General features: G+C 46.1%; 15 protein-coding genes and 1 pseudogene. 13 read left to right on the top strand and 3 right to left on the bottom strand.

What is annotated here, in order from left to right; translation table 11 throughout:
• The first annotated feature begins 39 nt into the window (after nucleotides 1-39).
• From EDD69_RS01545 to EDD69_RS15635, 4 genes are read left to right on the top strand one after another with little or no spacing between them, the layout of a single operon-like run.
• Nucleotides 40-420, top strand: a complete 381-nt coding sequence (locus tag EDD69_RS01545) for a MerR family transcriptional regulator (protein WP_132947199.1) — start codon at nucleotides 40-42, stop codon at nucleotides 418-420.
• A gap of 1 nt (nucleotide 421) precedes the next feature.
• Nucleotides 422-1,951, top strand: coding sequence for a class I adenylate-forming enzyme family protein (locus EDD69_RS01550; protein ID WP_132947200.1), 1,530 nt, complete (start codon nucleotides 422-424; stop codon nucleotides 1,949-1,951).
• Nucleotides 1,929-3,602 carry an acyl-CoA dehydrogenase family protein gene (locus tag EDD69_RS01555; protein ID WP_132947201.1) on the top strand — a complete coding sequence of 558 codons (1,674 nt, stop codon included), beginning with the start codon at nucleotides 1,929-1,931 and terminating at the stop codon, nucleotides 3,600-3,602. Before EDD69_RS01550 ends, EDD69_RS01555 begins: the two co-directional genes overlap by 23 nt.
• Nucleotides 3,602-3,736, top strand: coding sequence for a hypothetical protein (locus EDD69_RS15635; protein WP_279388120.1), 135 nt, complete (start codon nucleotides 3,602-3,604; stop codon nucleotides 3,734-3,736). The genes EDD69_RS01555 and EDD69_RS15635 overlap by 1 nt, the downstream gene beginning before the upstream one ends.
• Before the next feature lie 69 nt (nucleotides 3,737-3,805).
• On the opposite strand, the gene EDD69_RS01560 is transcribed toward EDD69_RS15635, so the two are convergent.
• A complete protein-coding gene (locus EDD69_RS01560; RefSeq protein ID WP_132947202.1) occupies nucleotides 3,806-5,041 on the bottom strand; it encodes a Gfo/Idh/MocA family protein in 1,236 nt (411 codons plus the stop codon).
• Nucleotides 5,042-5,442: 401 nt separating this feature from the next.
• On the opposite strand from EDD69_RS01560, the gene EDD69_RS01565 reads away from it, so the two are divergent.
• From EDD69_RS01565 to EDD69_RS15480, 7 genes are all read left to right on the top strand, one after another.
• Nucleotides 5,443-6,486 carry a nucleotidyltransferase family protein gene (locus tag EDD69_RS01565; protein ID WP_132947203.1) on the top strand — a complete coding sequence of 348 codons (1,044 nt, stop codon included), beginning with the start codon at nucleotides 5,443-5,445 and terminating at the stop codon, nucleotides 6,484-6,486.
• Complete coding sequence (locus EDD69_RS01570; RefSeq protein ID WP_132947204.1) at nucleotides 6,483-7,700, top strand: glycosyltransferase family 4 protein; 1,218 nt, start codon at nucleotides 6,483-6,485, stop codon at nucleotides 7,698-7,700. The genes EDD69_RS01565 and EDD69_RS01570 overlap by 4 nt, the downstream gene beginning before the upstream one ends.
• Complete coding sequence (locus tag EDD69_RS01575) at nucleotides 7,681-8,751, top strand: glycosyl transferase (RefSeq protein WP_132947205.1); 1,071 nt, start codon at nucleotides 7,681-7,683, stop codon at nucleotides 8,749-8,751. The genes EDD69_RS01570 and EDD69_RS01575 overlap by 20 nt, the downstream gene beginning before the upstream one ends.
• A gap of 400 nt (nucleotides 8,752-9,151) precedes the next feature.
• Nucleotides 9,152-9,937 carry a GNAT family N-acetyltransferase gene (locus EDD69_RS01580; RefSeq protein ID WP_132947206.1) on the top strand — a complete coding sequence of 262 codons (786 nt, stop codon included), beginning with the start codon at nucleotides 9,152-9,154 and terminating at the stop codon, nucleotides 9,935-9,937.
• A gap of 20 nt (nucleotides 9,938-9,957) precedes the next feature.
• Entirely contained in the window at nucleotides 9,958-10,335 is a 378-nt protein-coding gene (locus EDD69_RS01585) for a DnaJ family domain-containing protein (protein ID WP_132947207.1), read from the top strand.
• A 75-nt stretch (nucleotides 10,336-10,410) separates the two neighbouring features.
• Nucleotides 10,411-11,019: a transglutaminase-like domain-containing protein gene (locus EDD69_RS01590; protein WP_132947208.1), complete on the top strand. Its 609-nt coding sequence runs from the start codon at nucleotides 10,411-10,413 to the stop codon at nucleotides 11,017-11,019.
• Nucleotides 11,020-11,318: 299 nt separating this feature from the next.
• A complete protein-coding gene (locus EDD69_RS15480) occupies nucleotides 11,319-11,432 on the top strand; it encodes a tautomerase family protein (protein ID WP_243643009.1) in 114 nt (37 codons plus the stop codon).
• A 216-nt stretch (nucleotides 11,433-11,648) separates the two neighbouring features.
• Here EDD69_RS15480 and trhA read toward each other — a convergent pair whose 3' ends face one another.
• Entirely contained in the window at nucleotides 11,649-12,293 is a 645-nt protein-coding gene (gene trhA / locus EDD69_RS01600) for a PAQR family membrane homeostasis protein TrhA (protein ID WP_165871700.1), read from the bottom strand.
• Between the two features lie 164 nt (nucleotides 12,294-12,457).
• Between trhA and EDD69_RS01605 the strand changes: the two genes are divergently transcribed.
• Nucleotides 12,458-13,381, top strand: coding sequence for a gluzincin family metallopeptidase (locus EDD69_RS01605; RefSeq protein WP_132947210.1), 924 nt, complete (start codon nucleotides 12,458-12,460; stop codon nucleotides 13,379-13,381).
• 225 nt (nucleotides 13,382-13,606) lie between these two features.
• Nucleotides 13,607-14,035, top strand: coding sequence for a DUF5391 family protein (locus EDD69_RS01610; RefSeq protein WP_082829561.1), 429 nt, complete (start codon nucleotides 13,607-13,609; stop codon nucleotides 14,033-14,035).
• A 138-nt stretch (nucleotides 14,036-14,173) separates the two neighbouring features.
• Here EDD69_RS01610 and EDD69_RS01615 read toward each other — a convergent pair.
• Nucleotides 14,174-15,690: pseudogene (locus EDD69_RS01615) on the bottom strand (IS1182 family transposase); the annotation flags it as partial.
• Nucleotides 15,691-16,035: the final 345 nt, after the last annotated feature.

The raw sequence follows: 16,035 nt of genomic DNA on the forward strand, positions 1-16,035 counted from the left end.
AAAATTCAGAAAAATAAGATAATTAGTGAAGGTGAAACGATGAACTACTATACGATTTCGCAATTGGCGCAGGAGTTCGATATTAGTACGCGGACGATTCGCTATTATGAAGAGCGGGGAATGATTGCACCGATGCGGACGGAAACGGGGCAGCGTCTATATACGAGGAAAGATCGCGCGGTGTTAAAGCTCATTCTTCGCGGAAAGCGGTTCGGGTTTTCGCTTGAAGAAATTCACGAAATGATTTCCTTATTTGATAAAGACCGAACGGGACGGAAGCAGCTAGAAAAAACGATTGAATACGGTGAACAAAAACTAAAGGAGGTGAACGAACGAATTGAAGACTTAGTGCAGCTTAAACAAGAAATGGAAACGATTTTGGAAGATTTTAAACAAAGATTAAAAGGATTGGGGGAGTAGGATGAATATTTCTGAATTGCTTGCGCGCAATGCTCGAAAGTTTCCGGACAAAGAGGCGATCATTGAAGGAGAAGTGGCGCTTTCTTATCGCGAAGTCGATCAAAACGTTAATCGGCTTGCTTCGTCGCTCGCTCGCCTCGGCATTCGCCAAGGTGATAAAGTCGCCTTGTATATGCCAAATACGAAAGAGTTTGCCTATGCCTATTTTGCGGTATTGCGCCTCGGGGCCATTGTCGTTCCTGTCAATGCTCGTTTAACTGCAGCGGAAGTGCAGTATATTCTTGGACATAGCGAGGCAAAGGCGGTCATCGCTCATGATTGGATTTACAAAGAGCTTGAGCCGCTTGTTGGACATGTCGATGTCATTTGGATCAAAACAGGCGAAGCGCAAGACGGATGGCGGTCATTATCTGAACTGATTGCAAACGGAACAGCGGAGACGATTGTTTGTCCGTTGAAAGAAGATGACGAAGCGACGATTTTATACACATCGGGAACGACAGGAAAACCGAAAGGAGTTTTATTTACGTACCGCAACATTTTAGCGGTCGCGAACATGATGGCGTTTGAGACGAAAATGAACAAAGACAGCCGCCTATTGCATATCATGCCGCTTAGTCATTCCGCACCGCTCCATTTATTTTTCATCGGCGGCATGTATGTCGGAGCCACCCATGTGTTGTCACCATCGTTTTCCCCAGAAGCGTTGCTTAGCTTAGTGGAGAAGCACAAAATTACCCATTTCTTCGGAGCACCTGTCGCCTACTTACTCACCGCAAAACATCCACGTCTTTACGAACACGATCTTTCTTCCGTCCAATATTGGACGTATGGCGGAGCACCGCTTTCATCAAACGAAGTTCAATTCATCGCCAAGCAGTTCCGCACCGACCGTCTCATGTGTTTATACGGCTTAACCGAAGCTGGCCCAAACGGTGTGTATCTTGCGCCTGAAGAACACGCGACCAAAGCAGGAAGTGTAGGCAAACATGCCGCGCTCCATTGCGAAGTGAAAATTGTCGATGAATATGGCAATGAAGTTCCCGTTGGCGAAGTCGGAGAAGTGGTGTTAGCCGGGGAAGGGACGATGAAAGGATACTATAAAGATGAAGAAAAAACGGCAGAAGCGTTGAAGAACGGCTGGTTGTATACAGGCGATTTAGCGCGTCGGGATGAAGACGGCTACATTTGGATTGTGGATCGCAAGAAAGATATGATCATTTCTGGCGGGGTAAATGTCTATCCGAAAGAAATCGAAGATGTGTTGCGAACGCATCCTGCCGTTGTCGATGTTGCCGTTGTTGGCGTACCGCATCCGGAGTGGGGAGAAACGGTAAAAGCATTTGTCGTCACCGCGCAGCCAATTGAAAATCTTGCGGAGGAATGTAAACGTTTTCTAGAAGGTAAAGTCGCTGACTACAAAATCCCGCGTTTATATGAAGAAATTCGTGAATTGCCGCGCAATACGACAGGGAAAGTATTAAAACAAGTGTTGAGGGGGATGAGCAATGAAACGATTGCGCGAGGCTGATCCAAATTTGATGGCGAATTTGAAAAAATATTTAGATCCTGAACTATATGCCTATGCAGAGGAAAAGCTTGAACAGTTTTGGCAACTTTGCATGACCGACATTGACCGCCGTGCGGTTCATACCGACCGTGAAGGACAGCCGCGGCTCATTAAGTACGACCGCTTTGGGAATGACGTTTCCGAAATATGGGTCAACGAAGGATATCGCCAAACGGTGAACCAAACGTATGAAACAGGCATTGTCGGCTATGTGCATAAAGACATTCCCGAACTCAGACGAAAAGGGAATTATATTTATTCGTATGCGCAAGGATATTTATTATCGCAGGTCGAGCCAGGTTTTTATTGTCCGGTCACGTTAACGATGGCGACGGCGTATTTGCTTGAACATTTTGCGGATGAGGAATTGAAGAACAAATATTTACCGCATGTCATCTCGACTGGAGAGATCGAGCTATATGAAGGAGCGACGTTTTTAACCGAGCGCCAAGGCGGATCGGATGTCGGCGCCAACGAAGTGCGTGCGGTTCCGTGCGGCGATCATTATCAAATTTATGGCGAAAAATATTTTGCAAGCAATGCGGGCATGTGCGGCGTGGCGACGGTGCTCGCGCGCATAGACGGAAGCGAACCGGGAACAAAAGGACTTAGCCTATTTCTTGTGCCGTGGCGCAATGAAGACGGGAGGCTGAACGGCATTCACATTCGACGTTTGAAAGATAAGCTTGGCGTAAGAGCCGTTCCATCGGCAGAAGTCGTCTTTGAAGGCGCGAAAGCTTACTTAATCGGCGATGCGAAAAAAGGATTTTATTATATGATGGAAGCGCTCAACTTATCGCGCGTATGTAATGCCGTTGCTTCGATTGGCATTATGAAGCGGGCGCTTGACGAAGCGAAGCAATATGCATCGAATCGTTCTGCATTCGGCCAGAAGCTTACGTCGTATCCGATGGTGCAAGAGACGCTGGCCAACTTAACGGCGAGACAAGAAGTACAGACGAGCGCTTGCTTTGAGTTGATCTCGTTTTTTGATCGCGTCATGAGAACACCTGAACAAGCGTCCGAAGAAGAAAAAGCATGGAATCGCCTCTTGATTGCGCTTTTGAAAATGCGCACGGCTGAAGAAGCGATTGCCTTTGCTCATGAAGCGATTGAAATGCACGGCGGCAACGGTTATATTGAGGATTTCGTCACCCCTCGACTTCTTCGCGATGCCCAAGTGTTAACCGTATGGGAAGGAACCGCGAACATTTTAGGATTAGAAGTATTGCGTCTCATGCGCAAATACCGCGTTCATGAAATGTTTATCCAAACGATGAACGAAGAGCTTGCCAAACTTCCAGCCGCTGTGCGGGCATTGGCTGCACCGGTCGAAAACGGACTAAACGAACTCGTGCAGTCTCTTCAACAACTGAACGGACAGCCAGAACAAGTCCAAACGTATCATGCGAAAAAAATCGCCAACCGCTTATGCGATCTTTATTTAAGCATCATCGCGTTAAAAGATGCCCAAGAAAGCGAACGTAAACAAATCATCGCCCGCCTCTTTTTACAACATATTTGGAACGATGATCTTTTTGATCGCGATATGCTTTCCGTTCAATATTTTGACTTGGTGATGAATGAGAAAAACGAGTTAGGGGTGAGATAATGCAAGGCTGGCGTTTGCCCGCCTTGTTTTTGTTTGTTACGAAAGGTTTGAAATTATATAAAAAAACCGAAAACCGCCAACCAGGTGTTTCCTTGGTCGGCGGTTTTTTACGTCCAACAGGCGAATTTTATTGAATGATATAGGCAATAGTCGGGTGCGAATTTCATCTAAAGCAGTCTCGTTTGTTCGGATGAAGTGCTCCCTCAGCCTTCGTGCCAAGATTTCGAAGTCGTGCAGGCTTCGGCAAGAGCGAGGTCGGCCACAGCGTCGTCGGGTGTTACCATTCCATTCCAGTTCGGGTCTTGGATCATCCGACAAAAATCCAGGAAGCGGGCCTGGGCCATCGCCTCATACCATCCTTGCCGATCAACCAATGACACCGTCCGCCGATACGGTAGACGGGAAACGGATGGTCGATCGGACGCTGGCATATTTGGAGACAACCGCGATGCGGCCCATGCTCGTACCTGTTCGCCAGCGTCGGCCGCTGGTTGCGTAGGCACGGTATCAAGAAGAGCGTCGATCCGTTCCGCCTGTTCTGCCGTGAGCATTCCCTCGACATACAGCTGTTGTGGAATCCAGCCTTCGAGCACAATCCGCCCTTGAGCGCAGTGGACTTCCCATTTTGTTGACTCAGGAGCGTCCGCCTCCATTGTGAATCCGTGGTAGTACTGAACCGGTACGTACTCATGAAGGGATTCGGTTTCTGCTCTTTTTGTCGGCACTCGCGCTTCCTGTACATGATGTGTGCAGCTGCGGTGAATCACGCTCGCCCACACGCGCGACTGCTCGCCGTTCGCTTCGGATAAGGCAAAACCGTGCGCATCTTCAGGCTCGCCAAACCAGTGTCGGCCTACTTCGAAAAAGTGAACCCCATGTTCGATAAAGATCCCTCCGCTCAGTTCGCGGTTCCAGAACCAATGTCCGGATGCGACACGGTGTGCGGCGTTGTGAAGACTAGCATGGTGCACGCGACCCAACAGGCGGTGGCGGAGCATCCATTCGACCGCTTCTACCAACGGGTTGTAGCGCAAAACTAGGTTGACGGCGAACGCGTGCCGTTGTTTTGTTGCGAGCTGGGCAATGCGCTTCAGCGCCGCTGAAGTCAGTGCCCCTGGCTTCTCTAGCAATAGGTGCTTGCCTTTTGTCAACGTCAATTCGCCGAGCGGTGCGTGGAGGTGGGGCGGTGTCGTTAAGATCACCACGTCGATGTCCGGATCACAGATGAGATCCGCCGCTTCCTGATATTCACGCGGGGCAACCGCATCGGATCGACGTTGGCGATAGGCGTCCAGCACACGCTGGCGTTTTTCGTCGGTGCGGCCGGCAACGGCTGTCAATTGAAATTCAGGCAACGGTGCGAGCGCACCAGCCAAGAAAGCAGCAAAAGCGCCTGCGCCGGCAATACCCACGCGGTATGGTGGAATCGGATAAGGCATGGCGTCTAAACCTCCTTTATCCCGCATGAATCCATATTATGTTGACAATTATATTATACCGCGAAGACGGGCTTTGGTGCTCCTCGTTTTGTGCTCTCAAGCACTGGGTATGTGGGAGAGCAGAACAGCAGGATTGTTGCGCAGCTGTACGGGATTCGCTGAACAAACTTGGTGTGATCCTCCAAAAACGACATTAACGCTGCGCGATTATATAAAAAAATGGAAGCGTTTTGCTTGCCAACATTAGGGATATTATGTATACTATTATTAGCAACCAGATTCGTCGGGTGCTAACAATTTATTTCTCATCTTTCATTTTCTCATTCATCCATCTGTGTTTCGGGCTTCATAGTGTAATTAGTAAATCTTACGAATTCCGAAACGAATGGAGGAGTGATAAAATGAAAGCATTGCTGCTAGCTGGAGGGTTAGGAACGCGTCTACGTCCATTAACGGAAAACCTTCCGAAACCTATGGCACCTATTGCGAATCGTCCTTGGTTGGAACACCTCATCACTCATCTGCATGAACAAGGCGTCGATCAGTTTGTCATTGCTGCTCACCACTGCTCGGATGTGATTCGTCGTCACTTCGGCGACGGACGAAACTGGGGAGTGAAGATTGAGTACGCGATCGAACCGTTCCCGATGGGGACGGCAGGAGCCATCAAGAACGCGGAGCGTTTGCTCGATGAGCGATTCCTGGTCGTCAACGCCGACATCGTCCATTTGCCACAGTTGATTCCTCTTCTTGAGTTTCATCGCCAGCACGGCGGCATTGCCACTATTGCACTGACAGAAGTTGAAGATCCTTCTTCGTATGGAGTCGTTGAACAGGATGAAACCGGAAAGATCTTGCGCTTCATCGAGAAACCGCGCCGCGAGGAAGCGCCGTCAAACCGAATCAACGCCGGTTTGTACATACTTGAGCCGGAGGTCATGCGTTATATTCCGGCGCAGCGCGAGGTCTCCATTGAGCGTGAAACGTTCCCTCGTCTGATTCAGGAAGGAGCCGGCGTATACGGCATAGTAAGCAGAGGCTACTGGAACGACATGGGCACTCCGGTCCGTTATCGCCAGGTCCACTGGGATGTGCTCGACCGACGGTTTTCTCTGCTCATGAATGGACGCCAAGTTCAGCCAGGTGTTTGGGTGGGAGAAGATGTCGAATTCGGTTCCGGTTCCCTCTTGGTGCCGCCGGTATTGATCGGCAACAAGGTGAAGATCGGTGATCAAGCGGTGATTGGTCCATACGCGGTGATTGGTAATAACTGCTATATAGGTGCCCGCGTGCATTGTTCGAACACGATCCTTTGGGATCGTTCGGTCGTGCGCGACGGAAGCCGCCTCAGCAACAGCATCTTCGGATACCGGACCGTGGCACCTGCCGGCGAGGTGTTCAGTGGTTCCATTATTAACCAATCTAGAGGAGTGATGCAGGCATGAAGCGAATCGCATATGTCAGCACGTATCCGCCGCGGCGTTGCGGCATCGCCACGTTTACCGATCATCTTCGCAACAGCGTACGCGTCGCCGGTAAACGGAGCGATGTCGATCCGGTGATTGTGCTCTATAACGAAAGCGACGGCGCTTCGGCGTATCAGAACGATCCGAAGTTCTGGCCGCTGGCGGCGCAGGACCGCGCGGCTTACATGAGGATGGCGGAACGGGTTAACCAAAGCGATGTCTCAGTGGTGGTTCTGCAGCACGAGTTTGGCATCTTTGGAGGCGAAGCAGGTGAATACATACTAGACTTTGTCCATGCTCTGAAGAAGCCTCTCGTCACAACGTTTCACACTGTCTTTGCCGATCCTCAACCGCCTTATCGCCGTATTCAGCAACAAATCGCCGATGCGAGCGACGCGATTGTGGTCATGAACCGTCAAGCGATTCCGTACCTGACTCGAGCGTTTAACTTGCCGGAGCAGAAAATCTTCTACATTCCGCACGGTTCACCGGAGCCGCGCAACGAGGAACGGGATCTCCTCCGCCGTCGCCTGGGATTCGAAGGGCGCAAAGTCATGTTCACCTTTGGATTGCTCAATCGCGGCAAGGGAATCGAGTCGGTGATCTCCGCCTTGCCGGGAGTTGTCCGCGAAGTGCCGGAGACGCTATACGTTATCGCTGGACAGACACACCCTGAAGTGAAAAAGCGTGAAGGGGAAGCATACCGCGAGGAGTTGCAGGAGATGATCCGTCGCCTCGGGCTCGAGGAAAACGTATGGATGATTGATCGTTACTTCAGCGAGGAGGAATTAGTCGACTACTTGACGGCGTGTGACCTTTACGTCACTCCGTATCCAGGCATGCAGCAAATTACCAGCGGAACCTTGGCCTATGCGGTTGGCGTGGGTCGTCCAGTCCTCACGACGCCATATGAACATGCTCGCGACCTGTTGCGCGGGTGCGAGGAATTGCTGTTGCCGTACGGAGATACCGAAGCTTGGGAGCGGCAACTCCGTCGTCTGTTGAGTGACGATGAGGCTTTGCGGAAGTGGGAAGAGCGGATCCGGAAGATTGGCGAAGCGACGCACTGGCCACGCGTCGGCGAGCAATACCTGCAGCTGTTTGCCAAGCTCTGCGGCGAAACGGACGGTGATGAAAAAGCGGCAGAGCGATTGGAAGGCGAGGTGAAGCCTGTTGGCTCCGTCAGTCGTTAAGTTCGATCATTTGGAACGAATGACTGACGACACGGGGTTGCTCGAGCACAGCTTGGGACGCATTCCGCGCCGGCGGGAAGGTTATTCGACCGACGACAACGCGCGCGCCATCTGGGCGTGCATGGAGTGGCTCAATCTGCTTGGAGACGATGAATCTGCGGAACGCCGGAGGCTATACCGGCTGTTGGACCGGTATCTGGCCTTCTTGCTCTGGGCGCAGAGAGAGGACGGATGGTTTCAGAACAACTTTCATTTTGACCGAACGCCGGAATCGGAGTCGCGCTCGGACGACTGCTTGGGCCGATCCCTCTGGGCAGCGGCGGTGGCTTACGTAAATCTCGAAGATGAAGCGCGGAGATGCGTAGCTGCCGAGATCTTGCGCCGGGCGCTTTTGGCCAGCCGCGAGCTGCGGTTTTTGCGCGGCCAGGCCTGGGGGCTTGCGGCTTGCTGCCTGCTGCTGTCTATGCGGAGCGATGGATTGGCCTTGCCTTCTGGTGTGACCGAAAACGACGTTAAAAATCTGGCGGACGTGTTCGAGCAGTGCCTGCTCGATGCTTACCTCGCGCACAGAACGGATGACTGGCGTTGGTATGAGCCGAAAATCACCTATGCCAATGGGCTATTGCCGTGGGCGTTGTTTGTGGCTTATCGATACCACGGACGCGCCAAGACGCTAGAAGTAGCCAAAGAGAGCCTCGACTTTCTGACGACCAAGATGAGCGGCCATAACGGCGTTGTTCGCCCCGTCGGCAATCGCGGTTGGTGTGACAGCGATCGGCGTGCCGACTGGGACCAACAGCCCATCGATGTGATGAAGTTGGCTTTGGCTGCGCGCGAGGCCTATAGGGCGTTGGAAGACGAAGCGTACCGAGAAGTTGTTCGCCGCTGTCGTGATTGGTTTTACGGTAACAATGATCTTGGCATTCCTCTCGCCGATCCGAGCGATGGAAGCTGCTGTGACGGTCTTAACCCGGACGGGCCGAATCCGAATCGGGGCGCTGAGTCGACACTTTCCTATCTATTAACGGAAGCCATAGCACAATCTTTGTGATTGAGGTGGTTTTCCGGCGAGTATTTCAACGATCTATTTTGCCGCCGCACGTGTTTAAGGAGTGCGACATTCGCGGTCGCGCGTACCTTGTCCGGAGGAGCAGAAGGCGGAAGCCATCGCTGCGGTCAAACAGCAGATCACCATTTGTATTCGGCGTTAACCTGAACGGTCTATGCTGTTTGGGTTAGCGTCGTTTTTCTTTCTTGGCATTTATGCAATATCGTTTATCATTGATCACAAAATGGAGAAATACACTGTGACGATTAACAAGAACGGCTGGCGTTTGCCGGCCTTGTTTTTTAAATGGCACAACATCAAAAAGATAAAATTATAAATATTGAAAATTATTTTTCTTTTTGTTAGTTTATTATACATATATTGGATTTTTGGGGGAGTGAACATGATTCGAAAACTAACAGCGGCAGATCATGATCAAGTATTTTCTTTTTTGAAAAAGGAAGCAGCGATCAACCTTTTTATCATCGGCGACATTGAGGCGTTTGGGTATGATCAAGATTTTCAAGAATTGTGGGGCGAGTTCGATGAGAACGGCATGCTAAAAGCCGTTTTACTGAGGTTTTATGATTCTTATATTCCTTATGCGCCGTCAACCTTTGATGTAAATGGATTTGCCGAAATCATTCGAAGCAATGATGGGGTTGTTCGTCTTTCGGGAAAATCAGAAGTCGTTGAGCAATTTGAAAACGTGGATGGATTGTCATTAGGAAAGAAAAGAGTCACGTATTTTTGTGAATGCAATACCATTTCCTTTACAGATGAAGATGAAGCGTATGATGTGAAACTAGCGACGGTGAACGATGTTGACCGGATTGTGGAATTGCGCCGCCGTATTTCTGAATTTACCGCAACGCCTGCATCAAGAGAAATGTTGTTAAAATCGTTGGAAACGAACACCGGCCGCACTTACTATATTGAAGAAGACGGTCAAATGGTATCCAGCGTTTCGACAACAGCGGAAAATTCCCTCTCCGCGATGGTTGTTGGCGTTTGTACGGACGAACGATATCGCCAAAGGGGCTATGCGAGCGTCATTATGAAAAAAGTTGTGAAAGATTACATTCGTGCAGGAAAGACATTATGCTTGTTTTATGATAATCCGAAGGCGGGACGCATCTATAAACGGCTGGGATTTTATGACATTGGCACATGGACGATGTACGGATAAACGACAGAAGGTGAGATGGAATGGACATCATTTGGAAAATTGCAGAGGAAAAAATTCGCGAAGCAATCAAAAACGGTGAGTTCGATCAATTGCCCGGGTTTGGAAAGCCGCTTGAAATAGAAGATATATCCCATGTTCCAGAAGAATTGCGCACGGGTTATTTGATGCTGAAAAATGCAGGATACATTTCCGAAGAAGTCGATTTGAAGAAAGAACTCATGACGATCGAAGACTTGCTTCGCTGCTGTGATGATGAAAAAGAAAAGGAACGGCTAACGCGAAAGCTAAACGAAAAGTTGTTGCGGTTCAATGCGATCATGAAAAAGCGCTATACAAACAATTCCGCGGTGTTACGGGAGTATGAACAACGAATTTATGATAAGTTTCAAAGATCCTGACGGAAAAATCGTGTTGTACATTTTTGCCACTGCCCTTAAATGTTTGCAATAAACAATTGTTGGAAGAGGTGCGATATGATATTAACCTGTGAATCTTCCAGTTTAAGTGATTATTTAATGGAGTCTGATGAAGTGAACTACTCACATCCTTTGATTCAACAAAAAGCAAAGGAGCTTTTTCACTCATCACAATCAGATGTTGAAAAAGCGAAAATAGCGTTTGAATTTGTTCGAGATGAAATTTCGCATTCATGGGATATTCAAAGTTCAAGAGTGACATGCAAAGCATCTGACGTTCTCTATTATAAAGAAGGGATTTGTTACGCCAAAGCTAATTTGTTGGCTGCATTGTTGCGTTCGCAGGGAATTCCAACGGGATTTTGCTATCAGCGTTTGATGCTGTTTGATACGCCAGATCAAGGATATTGCATCCATGCACTCAACGCGGTTTATCTTTCCACCTTAAATCGTTGGATTCGTTTAGACGCCCGTGGGAATAAACCTGGGGTTCAAGCGGAATTTTCGATTGATGAGGAAAAGTTGGCTTTTTCTGTTCATGAAGAACTGGATGAAAAAAACTATCCGATTATTTTTGCAAAACCGAATCATAAAACAATCGATGTTTTAAAAAAGCATACCGACGCGTTAGAAATGTATAGGCATCATCTGCCTGCGCAGTTGTAGCTGTAACTATATATGATAAGCTTAATTTTCCAACATAAACAAGCTTTTCTGCCACTTCTCCGAACGAAAACGCCATCAGACAAATGAATTTGTCTGTCATGCGTTTTACGTTCGGAATCGGCATGCTTCTAGCATGCCGGGGCGGCAAGAAAAATCTTGCCGCCTATGGCAGAAAAGCGGTCTTCTATTCATGATGTGATGTGTCGGAAACTCAACTTGAATCTATATACTTGAGCTGTTTGGCAAAAGAGCAATTACTGCTTTTTATTTCGTTCTCTATGTGAGAGGATGAATGGATCATGCCGATCATTACTGTAAAAATGGCGAAAGGCAGAACAATTGAACAGAAACAACAATTTGTCGAAACGATTACAAAAGAAGCAGCTAGAATTTTAAATGTAAAAGAGGAATGAGTCACCGTGATTTTTGATGAATACGACAGAGAAAATTGGGCTTCTAACGGGCAATTGCATTTACTGAAATTTGGTGAGGGGTTCGGGAAGAAAGGTGTAGAATAATTAAGTCAAGCGATTGTGGTCCTCGATTAGTTCATATATTCAAAAAACAAAAGGAGGGCTTCACCGCAAAGGTAACAGCTCTCCTTCTTTTTCATAACCAAATCGAATCGATTAAAACGAATCCAATAAAACGAAAACCGCAAAAAAGTGGGCGATGGATCCTCCTAGCACAAACAGGTGCCAAATCGCGTGATGAAATTTAAACGCTCGCCAGACATAAAAGATGGTTCCGACCGTATACAAAATACCGCCGATGATCAGATACATGACTCCTTCCGGCGAAAGTCCTGCGACGAGCGGTTTCCACGCAAAAACAATCAACCACCCCATGACGATATATAAAATCGTCGACGTATATAAAAACCGATGAGCAAAAAAGCATTTGAACACCGTACCGAAAACAGCAAGCCCCCAAACGATGCCGAACAATATCCAGCCGATTGTTCCTTTTACAGCTAAAAAAAGAAAAGGGGTATACGTCCCGGCAATGAAAAAATAAATGGAGGAATGATCGAAAATGGTGAACAATCTTTTCAATCGCCCTTCTGGCAAACCGTGAACGATCGTGGATGACAAATATAAAATGAGCATCGTGCTTCCAAACAAGCTAAAACTGACGATATGCCATGCGTTTCCATGCACCGATGCCATCACCGTTAAAATGACGAGAGCTGCAACGCTTAATACCGCTCCAATTCCATGCGTAATCGCATTGACGATCTCCTCCGCCTTTGTAAACGAATGTGTATTGGCCAAATGATTCATTCCTTTCCATCTGAAATAGCTTTTGTTCATTTTAACATAAATGAAATTAAATGGGAGATTATTTAATTCTCCATCCCTACATTATGCTAAAGATCAATGATCGTTAACAGATCATTGTAGTAAAGTGATCGACTTTAAGAATGGGGGATTTTTTGATGAGGAAATTTAGTGTGCTTTTAACTGTTAGCTTATTACTCTTAACCTCGTGTTCATATAATGGGGCCGAATCCAAAGAAACAGCAATAGTCGATTCCAACGATAGGAATGAGAGTGCAAAGGATAAGGAAATGATCCTTGAAGATCAACTTACAGTGGATGAATATGGGATAGAGTTTATTATAAAAAATTATTTGAATCTAACTCCAAAGGAGATGGATCATTTTAAGGACAGTTTGAGGAAAGCTACGCTTTATTTGGGGGAACATTTTAACCCTCTTATTGGCGATGAGAAAAAGTTCTACATTACGTTGAACAAGGGGAATAAAGTAAGTTATGTAAATGGGAATAGCATTCATTATTATCGATATTTAGAGGGAAGAGCACCTATTATTCATGAATTATCTCATGCATTATTTGGGTATACTCCCGGTTCTGGCTATTTTACTCAAGAGGGAATCGCCATTTTTATTCAAAATGAGTACAAGGAGTATCTGTTTCCAAATGAGAAAACACCAATCCATCAATTAATGAATTATTTTGTGAAGAACGAGAGATACATCCCGCTAGAAATTCTAATGAATGAAGAATTGGCGGAACGTTTTACGGATGTATATGGCAATGAGGCACTGAGTTGGGTAAGCTATGTGGAAGCAGGATCTTTTACAACATATTTAATAGACAAGTACGGAAAAGAAAAGTATTTTCTCATATACAATCAAGCAAATTTAGCAGCAAAGATCGAACAAGTCTATAAAAAACCCTTGAATGAATTAGAGAAAGAGTGGCTTGCGTTTATAAATGAAAATGAATTGAAAGAAAGAAATCAGTGGATCCTGAACCAACCATATTATAAGGAGTTAAATAGAACGCTTTTAGAGATGGATTTTGCCAATAAACTGAAAGAGATTTCAAACCGTTAATACAAAATGAAATTTTTTATTTACATAGAACGTGTTGCAATATAATCCGTGCAAATGTAAGCGTCGCTTCACCCAGTTATCCTCGAAACAGTGAGAAACTGTTATGACCAAATCAGAGAATACCCTACCTTTTTTCTTTTGGTCTAGCAAAATGCTTTACACAAAATTTTATACATCATCACTAAGGGAAAATGACTACATAAAACTAAGAAAGGAATGTTCATTTTGGATAATAAGAATAAAAAACTTAAAATTATTATTGTAAGCGCAATTTCAGCAACCATTCTTTGTTCAATAATTGTATTGGCTTCACTTTCTCCAATATCTAATTCAGGACCTAATGTCAATCAATTTGGAGACATCGGTATGTGGATGTCTATAGTTCTCATTCTTATATCTTATGCAATCCCTTTAATTATTTACAGTTTAGGGGTTGATGCATTTAAGTATGTAATGGCTGCACTCTGTGGCTTAGGTCTTCTAATAGGGATGGCTGTTATATTTACTACTATTTTATTTATATTTACTTCTACAACTAGTATGATTTTATATGCTTTATTATGTCTTTCCGTTTTATATATTATGTCAAATATAATTTGGATTTTTATTACCTTTTCAACTAGTAATAAAAATAAAAAAACAATTTTCCAATAGTCCTTATCATGCAAATCAGAAGTGAGGCTGACTCAAAAGGTCGTTACATCGACCTTTTGAAATCAGTCTCTTGTTTCTTTTTCTTATAATTTGTTTATTTATGCTTTTTTCGGAGGGAAATCCCTCCCTATTCTTGCTTTCCTTCTGTTTTTTCCTTGCTGGATCGGTCGTGGTGGCCCATTTTTTCAAATTGTGGCAGCACAAACTAGACCCCATTCCAAGGTAATTTTTGGGAGGCCTCTCAATGAAAAACGATGAAATTGTTGATGATGCTTGATTTGCCCAAACACCGGCTCTGCTTCGGTTTGTCGCTTCCGGTACGTTGCGGCTCCTTCCTCTGTTGACAACCGCTCTCTGACTTCCTGCCGTTGTTTTTGGTTCTTAAGGGAAACGCTGATGGTTTTTCTTTTTTTTCCTTTCGCACATTGGGATTGAAACGGGCATCCCGCGCAAGCCGTACAACGATACGTGCGTTTGACTGTTTCATAGCCGTTGTCGGTCTTCTGCTTCCGTTCATAAATGAACACCAATCGCTCCCCTTTGGCACAAATCCACTCATCCAACTCCTCGTCATATGTCATCTTCTCTACCCGGCCGATCTCTTTCTGCCATGCTTTTGTCTGTTCTCGATCCCACGTATGGTACTTGATCAGCGCCGTCATCTTCTTTTCTTCGCAATATGTGTAGTTTTCCTCACTCCCATATCCGGAATCGGCGATAACTTGCTTCGGCATCGGTCTTCCATACGACGCTAACTGCTCAAAATGGGGAATCAAACATCCCGTATCTCCGGCCCGTTGATGAACGCTAAATCCAATCACAAATTGGTTCTCTGTTCCGATTTGCACATTATACCCCGGTTTGAGCTGCCCGTTTTTCATAGGATCGTCTTTCATTCGCATAAAGGTGGCATCCAGATCCGTTTTCGAAAAACTGTTCCGTTCGCCTACTACTTCTTTGTACTCTTCATAGTTTTTCTTACGAGGAAGAAGATCTTGTTCCAATTGGCGTTTCGCTTTCTTTAACGTGCGATTCTTTGGATCTTTCTTAAGACGCTCCTGTACTTGTTCGATTGTCGCCTCGATGACTTCGGACGTGATCGGCGAAGCCTCCAGCTTTTCTTGAAAATCCAGCTCTTGTTCCGCCTCTTCATCCTCTTTCGTCACCTGTTCGATGGACGCGACGATTTGTTGGAATTTCTCATCCAACTTCTGATCATACTTTTCCGTTGATTTGCGCCAAACGAATGTGTACTTGTTGTCGTTGGCTTCGATTTTCGTTCCATCCAAAAAATAATCCTCTAACTTCACCAATCCTTGTTGGCGAAGCAAATCGACTATCGAGAAAAACGTTTCATAAATGACTTCCTTCATCCGTTCCGACCGGAACCGGTGAATGGTGCGGAAATCTGGTGTCTGGCTGCCGGACAGCCACATGAAATAAATGTTTTCTTTTAACTGTTTCGCGATTTGGCGGGAAGAGTAAATGCGATTGGCATACGCATACAAGATGACTTTTACCATCATTTTTGGATGATACGCAGGGCGCCCTCCGCTAGGGTAGAGGGAAGTAAAAAGAGAGGGACTCATTTTTTCCACTGCCATATCCACAATACGGCAAAGATGATGTTTGGGGATCAATATTTCAAGATCCATTGGCAAAATGAGTTAATCGCGTTTATAATGAATGTACATAAGAAAATCGTTCCTTTCTTTTGTGGTGAGTGGTGGTGACTCTATTATACCAAAAGAGGAACGGTTTTCTTATTTTTTTTACGCCAAAAAAGTGGAGAGTGTCCGAAAAGCGAACGCCTAGCGAACACTTTTGGGACACCCTCATAATTTTAAACCCGTGGTGCTAGTTGAGTCTTAACGCTCAACTAGCACCACAGGTATTTTATAAATAGGCTCTGTTAAATTTTATTGTTGATATTTTACTAAAGAAAAAGACCGATTTTTTCGGTCTTTTTGTGTGTCCTGTTTCAAAAATTTTTTCGTTAA

Origin of the sequence: Thermolongibacillus altinsuensis, from assembly GCF_004341205.1 — a bacterium.
GTDB classification, from domain to species: Bacteria; Bacillota; Bacilli; order Bacillales; family Anoxybacillaceae; genus Thermolongibacillus; species Thermolongibacillus altinsuensis.

What these genes read in the sequence shown, in the direction of transcription:
- EDD69_RS01545 (WP_132947199.1), top strand. Translation starts at nt 40, where the DNA reads ATGAACTACTATACGATTTCGCAATTGGCGCAGGAGTTCGATATTAGT.
- EDD69_RS01550 (WP_132947200.1), top strand. Translation starts at nt 422, where the DNA reads ATGAATATTTCTGAATTGCTTGCGCGCAATGCTCGAAAGTTTCCGGAC.
- EDD69_RS01555 (WP_132947201.1), top strand. Translation starts at nt 1,929, where the DNA reads ATGAAACGATTGCGCGAGGCTGATCCAAATTTGATGGCGAATTTGAAA.
- EDD69_RS15635 (WP_279388120.1), top strand. Translation starts at nt 3,602, where the DNA reads ATGCAAGGCTGGCGTTTGCCCGCCTTGTTTTTGTTTGTTACGAAAGGT.
- EDD69_RS01560 (WP_132947202.1), bottom strand. Translation starts at nt 5,041, where the DNA reads ATGCCTTATCCGATTCCACCATACCGCGTGGGTATTGCCGGCGCAGGC.
- EDD69_RS01565 (WP_132947203.1), top strand. Translation starts at nt 5,443, where the DNA reads ATGAAAGCATTGCTGCTAGCTGGAGGGTTAGGAACGCGTCTACGTCCA.
- EDD69_RS01570 (WP_132947204.1), top strand. Translation starts at nt 6,483, where the DNA reads ATGAAGCGAATCGCATATGTCAGCACGTATCCGCCGCGGCGTTGCGGC.
- EDD69_RS01580 (WP_132947206.1), top strand. Translation starts at nt 9,152, where the DNA reads ATGATTCGAAAACTAACAGCGGCAGATCATGATCAAGTATTTTCTTTT.
- EDD69_RS01585 (WP_132947207.1), top strand. Translation starts at nt 9,958, where the DNA reads ATGGACATCATTTGGAAAATTGCAGAGGAAAAAATTCGCGAAGCAATC.
- EDD69_RS01590 (WP_132947208.1), top strand. Translation starts at nt 10,411, where the DNA reads ATGATATTAACCTGTGAATCTTCCAGTTTAAGTGATTATTTAATGGAG.
- EDD69_RS15480 (WP_243643009.1), top strand. Translation starts at nt 11,319, where the DNA reads ATGCCGATCATTACTGTAAAAATGGCGAAAGGCAGAACAATTGAACAG.
- EDD69_RS01605 (WP_132947210.1), top strand. Translation starts at nt 12,458, where the DNA reads ATGAGGAAATTTAGTGTGCTTTTAACTGTTAGCTTATTACTCTTAACC.